Consider the following 6,411-nt stretch of genomic DNA (forward strand, 5'->3'; position numbering starts at 1 on the left):
CGACGGAAATCGTCGTCGCTAATGCCGGAGCCGCCGTGCAGTACCAGCGGGATTGCCGCCTGCTGTCGAATGGCGTCCAGCCGCGGGAAGTCGAGTTTGGGGTCGCCTTTGTACTTGCCGTGGGCATTGCCAATGGCGACGGCTAAGGCATCAATGCCGGTTCTGTCGACGAAATCCCGTGCCAGCATCGGGTCGGTAAACAGCGACTCGTCGGCATGGCCGTACAGCGCTCCGCCTTCATCGCCGCCGACGGCCCCCAGCTCTGCTTCCACCGACACGCCGACGGCGTGGCACATCTTCACCATCTCGCGGGTCTGGCGAATATTCTCCTCGTACTCCAGCGTAGAACCATCGAACATCACCGAGCTGAAGCCTAAGCGCAGCGCCCGCACCACCGACTCAAAATGCAGGCCGTGATCGAGGTTAAGCACCACCGGAATGTCATGGCGTGCGGCTTCGAACTTTACCGCTTCGACCAGAGAATCCAGCGAGATATATTTAAAATGCACTTCGGCAATGTTGATAATAAATGGCGATCGTTCCTGCTTCGCGGCGGCAAACAGCGCACGCAGGAAGTGCGAATCCAGAACGTTAAACGCGCCTAAGGCATAGCGGTGCTCGCGGGCATGGGCGAGGCCATCGGCGAGGGAAATCAACGGCATAATGCGCTCCTTGGTTAGCGGAACAGGCGATATTCGTTACACAACACCAGCAGCGCCGGTTCGTCTTCTTCAATGTCGTTATAGCGGGCGATGGGTTGCAGGAAATGGTTATCGTGATCGTCGTCGTTAACCGAAGAAACTTCGCCAACCAGCACGTCGCCAAACCCTTCTTCGGCCCAGAAGCTATGATACAGACCGGGCGTCAGGCAGATGCTTTCCCCTGGCGTCAGGCGCAGCTGGCTGCCCGCTGCGTGCGTTTGCCGGCAGCCGTCAATCACTACGCTGACGTCGCTGTCTTCCGTTTGTTCTCTGACTCCGGCGTTCCACAGTTCCACAATCAAATTACCGCCGCCGCGATTGATAATGTCTTCGCGTTTGCGCCAGTGAAAATGCATGGGTGTCACCTGGCCATCGCGGACGTGCATGATTTTTTCGGCGTAGCATTTCTCATAGGGCATGCCTTTTGGTGAACCATTACGCAGGGTAAACAGCGTTAAGCCCAGGGCGGCAAAGTTATCACCGCCGAATGCGGTGACGTCCCAGCCGAGTTTGAGGTCAAAGACTTCACTCCAGGCTCCGGCGTCGAGTTTGCGCCATTGGGTGGGTGGGAAGCTGGCGAAGGGGGGGAGATGCACGTCGTGCAAGGAAAAAAACTGGCGCGTGTGACCCAGAATCTCATTTATTGCGGAGCGTTTCATGGACAGAATTCTCCTTAATATAATGCCGGATGGCGCTGCGCTTATCCGGCCTACAAATTCATAGCGATCTTGTAGGCCGGATAAGGCATTTTTGCCGCCATCCGGCGTTGTTGTGGCGACTTATTTCACCGTCCAACCCTTATAGCTGCCGACGTTGTTCTTATCGATCATCGTCACCGGGATCAGCACGGGTTCTTTCGGCGCGGGTTTACCTTGCAATATGTCATAGCCGATTTCGACCGCTTTGGCTGCCATCACCTGCGGATCTTGTGCCGGGGTCGCCACAAATAATGAGTTTTCCCGCTTCAGCGCCTCTTCGCCGTCCGGCGATCCGTCGACGCCGACAATAAAGAATTCACTACGCTGCGCCTGTTTTGCAGCCAGATCGGCCCCGATCGCTGTCGGATCGTTAATGGCGAACACGCCGTCGATCTTCGGATTGGCCGCCAGCAGAGCGGTCATGATCTCCAGCCCGCCTTCACGGCTGCCCTTCGCGTTCTGATTATGCGACAGCACCTTGATGTCCGGGTGGCGTTTGAACTCGGTCTGGCAGCCTTCTACGCGGTTCTGCACGGCGGAAACCGGCGGCCCGTTGATGATAACGACGTTGCCTTTCCCTTTCAGGCGGTCGGTGATGTATTTACAGGCCATTTCGCCGGCCTGGGTGTTGTCGGAGGTGATGGTGGCGTCAGCGCCTTCCGCTGCCACGTCAACGGCGACGACCACAATCCCCGCGTCTTTCGCCCGTTTTACCGCCGGGCCGATGCCTTTGGAATCTGCCGCGTTAAGAATGATCATGTCGACTTTAGCGGCAATAAAGTTGTCTATCTGCGACACCTGTTGACCGAGATCGTAGCCGCTGGACACCAGCGTCACTTTGACATTATCCCCCGCCAGCTTGCGCGCTTCCAGCTCTGCACCTTTGGTTATCTGCACGAAGAACGGGTTAGCAAGATCGCCGACCGTTACGCCGATGGATTTCAGTTCTTTTGCCTGCACATACGGCGTCGCGGCAAGCAGTGCGCCAGCACAGAGCGCGGTAACTAATGGCTTCAAACGCATGTTGTGTTCCTCGTAGCTGTAGGGTTTTGTTGTTATGCACTTTGATGGTGTCGGGTACGGTATTTGTCGATTAGCACCGCTATGATGATCACCGCCCCTTTGATCACCAGTTGCCAGAAATAAGACACGCCCATTAGCGTCATGCCGTTATTGAGCGTAGCGATAATCAACGCCCCCACCAGCGTGCCGGTGATGGTGCCGATCCCGCCGACAAAACTGGTGCCGCCGAGGATCACCGCGGCGATGGCGTCCAGCTCATAGCCCATGCCCAAGTTGCCGTTGGCGCTGTACAGTCGCGAGGCGCTCATCACCCCGCCGAGGCCGGAAAGCAGCCCGCTCATGCCGTAGACGAACAGCAGCACCAGCCACACTTTGATACCGGTTAACCGTGCGGCCTGCATGTTGCCGCCCACCGCGTAAATATGAACGCCCAACGTGGTGCGACGCAGAATGAACCAGCACACCGCAATGACCGCCAACGCAATCACCACCAGCCACGGGATCGGCCCGAGGTAGTTGTTACCGATCCACTCGAAGCTGATATTGGAGTTGATAACCGTGGTGCCGTCCGCCAGCAGGTAAGCCGCGCCGCGCAGTGCGGTATAGGTGCCAAGGGTGACGATAAACGGTGGCAGTCCGGCAAAAGCGACCAGTGCGCCGTTAAACAGCCCCAGTGCCAGGCCAAGCATCAATGCCGCCGGAATCGACAACAGCGCCAGCTCCGGGATCAGCGACACGACCATCGCCGCCACCGCGGTGGTGCCGAGAATGGAACCGACGGAAAGGTCGATCCCACCGGTGAGAATGATGAAGGTCATCCCCGCTGCCAGCACGATGTTGATCGACGCCTGACGGGTGATGTTGAGCAGGTTACTTTCGGTAAAAAAGTTGGGTGCGATAAAACCAAATACCGCCACAATCAGGATTAAAATGGGCAAGATACCGACCGTTTGCATCAGATCGCCCATCAACATTTTTTTCGCCGAGGCGGATTTGGCCACCGGCTGGGAAGGGGTTGGATTATTCATGGGACACCGCCTGATGATGGGAGTCGTTCACGCCGGTTGCCAGCGTCATAATATTTTCCTGAGTAATGCTTTGTCCGTTCAGCTCACCGGCAATACTGCCTTCGCGCATCACGTACACCCGGTCACTCATGCCGACCACTTCCGGCAGTTCGCTGGAGATCATTAAGATAGCCACACCTTTGCGCGCCATTTCGTTCATGATCCGGTATATCTCGCTTTTGGCGCCGACGTCCACGCCGCGCGTGGGTTCGTCGAGGATCAAAATGCGTGGGCCAATCGCGACCCAGCGCGAGATAAGTAATTTTTGCTGATTGCCGCCGGACAGTCCGCCCGCGCGGACCTGCGCGTGGGGTACGCGGATATTGAGCAACTGAATGGCGTCATCGGAGATGGTCTGCGCTTTTTTGCGGTTCAGCATGCCCCAGTTGGCGTCACGCTCCAGCGTGGCCATGGTGATGTTTTCAGCCGCCGCCAGCTCTAAAAACAGCCCCTGTTCTTTGCGGTTCTCGGTCAGAAAGCCGATACCGTGATCGATGGCCTCACGCGGGGAGTGGATCACCACCGGCTCGCCGTCGACTTCAATCATGCCGCTGATGGCTTTGCGCACGCCAAATATCAGCTGCGCCAGCTCGGAGCGACCGGCGCCGACCAGCCCGGCCAGGCCGACAATCTCCCCGGAACGCACCAGTAAACTGCACGGCTGGACTTTGTTGCCATCGGTCAGGTGATGCACGTTCAGGCGCGCCTTGCCTAAAGGGATATCGCGTTCTTTGTTGAACAGATCGCTTAACGGGCGGCCGACCATCATGCGCACCAGTTCAGAGGCGTTAAGCTTGTCGCGGGTCAGGCTGCCGACGTACTGCCCGTCGCGCAACACGCTGACGCGATCCGAAAGTTCATATACTTCCGCCATGCGGTGGCTGATGTAGATAATTGCCATCCCTTCATCACGCAGGCGCATGATCAGCTCAAACAGGCGGTGGGTTTCACGTGAAGAGAGGGCGGCGGTGGGTTCATCCATGACCAGGATGCGGCTGTTACGGTGCAGGGCGCGGGCGATTTCGACCTGCTGCTGCTCGGCGATGGTCAGCGTCATGACTCGATCGCTGGCCTTAAACTGTGCCCCGAGCCGGTCGATGACCTTTTGCGCCTGCATCACCATCTCTTTGCGCTGTACCAGACCACCGCGCGACAGTTCGCTGCCAAGAAAGATATTTTCCGCTACCGTCAGATTTGGCGCGAGTTGCATCTCCTGATAAATCAGCGTGATGCCAGCGCTCAGCGCATCCTTGGGTCCGCGAATATGAAAGGGCTGACCGTCAATTAAGATCTCACCGCTGGTGGCGGTATAGGCCCCGGCGAGGATCTTCATCAGGGTGCTTTTCCCGGCGCCGTTTTCACCCATCAGGGCGTGGATTTCGCCGGACCACACCGTTAAATCGACCCCTTTCAGCGCGTAAAATTTGCCGAATGCTTTGGCAATGTTGCGCATCTCCAGAACCGGTGTCTTGCTCATAACGGATCTCCTGCGGGGTGGCCGATATCAGCAGTCCATCACAGGAATGTAAATGCAAAATGTCAGAAGCCGTTCATATTTGTCATATTGCGATTTTTCTTCATGGAGCGTGATATGCCGCAACCCGGACGTCACTTTTTCGCCAGTGCGCGCGGGCGATTGCTGTTCTTCAATCTGCTGGTGGTGGCGGTCACGCTGATGGTCAGCGGGGTGGCGGTGCTGGGGTTTCAGCACGCCAGCCAGATCCAGGAACAGGTGCAACAGCAAACCGTTGATGACATGACCGGCAGCATGAATCTGGCGCGCGACACGGCGAACGTCGCGACGGCGGCGGTGCGGCTCTCACAGGTCGTGGGGGCGCTGGAATACAAAGGTGAAGCGGAACGGCTACAGGAGACCCAGCGCGCGCTCAAGCATTCGCTGGAACAGCTGGCCAGCGCCCCGCTGGCGCAGCAGGAACCGGGGCTGGTCGAGCGCATTATCCAGCGCAGTAACGAACTGCAAAGCAGTGTGGAAGGCATGCTGCAGCGCGGGCAGTTGCGGCATCTGGAACGTAATGCTCTGCTCAGTTCGCTGTACCAGAATCAAAGTTATTTACGCCATCTACAAAAACTCACCGGCGCGCAGGATGACGCGCTGCTGAGGCAGATGGACCGCCTGATCGTTGCCGCTATTGAAACGCCGACGCCGCGTTCGGTAATTAAACAGTTGGGCGGCGTGATGCCCGCGCTTGTTCTGCAAAACCCCAGCCAGTTGGTGAGTCGTATTCTTAGCGACTTCAACCTGGAACTGCATAAGCTGGAGCCGCTTTCGTCCGCGCTGGAGCAGAGTGACCTGGCAATCAGCTGGTATATGTTCCATATCAAAGCGCTGGTGGCGATCCTCAACAGCGATATCAACCAGTATGTCTCACAGGTGGCGAGTATCTCCGAGCAGCGGGTGGCGCAAAGCCATCAGGAACTACAGTCCGGCGTGCTGTTTATCATGATTTTTGCGCTGCTGGCGGTGGTGATCACCGGCTTTGCCGGCTGGTATATCTACCGCAACTTAGGCTCGAACCTGACGGCTATCTCGCGGGCGATGACCCGGCTGGCGCATGGCGAATCGGACGTCAGCGTGCCGGCCCTGCAGCGGCGCGATGAGCTGGGAGAGCTGGCGCGCGCCTTTAGCGTGTTTGCCCGCAATACGGCGTCGCTTGAACACACCACTCGGCTGCTGAAAGAAAAAACGACGCAGATGGAAATCGACCGCACCGAGCGTCAGGGGCTGGAAGAAGCGTTACTGCACAGCCAAAAGCTGAAGGCGGTGGGGCAGTTAACGGGTGGATTAGCGCATGATTTCAATAACTTGCTGGCAGTGATTATTGGCAGCCTGGATTTGGTCAGTCCGGACTCGCCCGATGCGCCGCGTATCAACCGGGCGCTAAAAGCCGCCGAGCGCGGGGC

At 57.7% G+C, this 6,411-nt stretch carries 6 protein-coding genes; 1 reads left to right on the forward strand and 5 read right to left on the reverse strand.

Annotation, left to right across the window (positions count from 1 at the left end):
* From FDW95_RS14220 to FDW95_RS14240, 5 genes are all read right to left on the reverse strand, one after another.
* Positions 1 to 662: ketose 1,6-bisphosphate aldolase (locus tag FDW95_RS14220; protein WP_249359111.1), on the reverse strand; the 662-nt coding region annotated here is incomplete at its 3' end.
* A gap of 14 nt (positions 663 to 676) precedes the next feature.
* Positions 677 to 1,360, reverse strand: coding sequence for a D-lyxose/D-mannose family sugar isomerase (locus tag FDW95_RS14225; protein WP_115259680.1), 684 nt, complete (start codon positions 1,358 to 1,360; stop codon positions 677 to 679).
* A gap of 120 nt (positions 1,361 to 1,480) precedes the next feature.
* Positions 1,481 to 2,422 carry an ABC transporter substrate-binding protein gene (locus tag FDW95_RS14230; protein ID WP_096758671.1) on the reverse strand — a complete coding sequence of 314 codons (942 nt, stop codon included), beginning with the start codon at positions 2,420 to 2,422 and terminating at the stop codon, positions 1,481 to 1,483.
* A gap of 32 nt (positions 2,423 to 2,454) precedes the next feature.
* Complete coding sequence (locus FDW95_RS14235) at positions 2,455 to 3,450, reverse strand: ribose ABC transporter permease (protein ID WP_115259679.1); 996 nt, start codon at positions 3,448 to 3,450, stop codon at positions 2,455 to 2,457.
* Positions 3,443 to 4,966: a sugar ABC transporter ATP-binding protein gene (locus FDW95_RS14240; RefSeq protein WP_096758669.1), complete on the reverse strand. Its 1,524-nt coding sequence runs from the start codon at positions 4,964 to 4,966 to the stop codon at positions 3,443 to 3,445. The genes FDW95_RS14235 and FDW95_RS14240 overlap by 8 nt, the downstream gene beginning before the upstream one ends.
* Positions 4,967 to 5,080: 114 nt before the next feature.
* Here FDW95_RS14240 and FDW95_RS23855 point away from each other — a divergent pair.
* Positions 5,081 to 6,411 (forward strand): HAMP domain-containing protein (locus tag FDW95_RS23855; protein ID WP_249359113.1); only part of this gene is annotated, 1,331 nt, incomplete at its 3' end.

The sequence above is a fragment of the Citrobacter sp. wls718 genome, assembly GCF_005280945.1.
In the GTDB taxonomy this organism is placed as follows: domain Bacteria; phylum Pseudomonadota; class Gammaproteobacteria; order Enterobacterales; family Enterobacteriaceae; genus Citrobacter; species Citrobacter gillenii.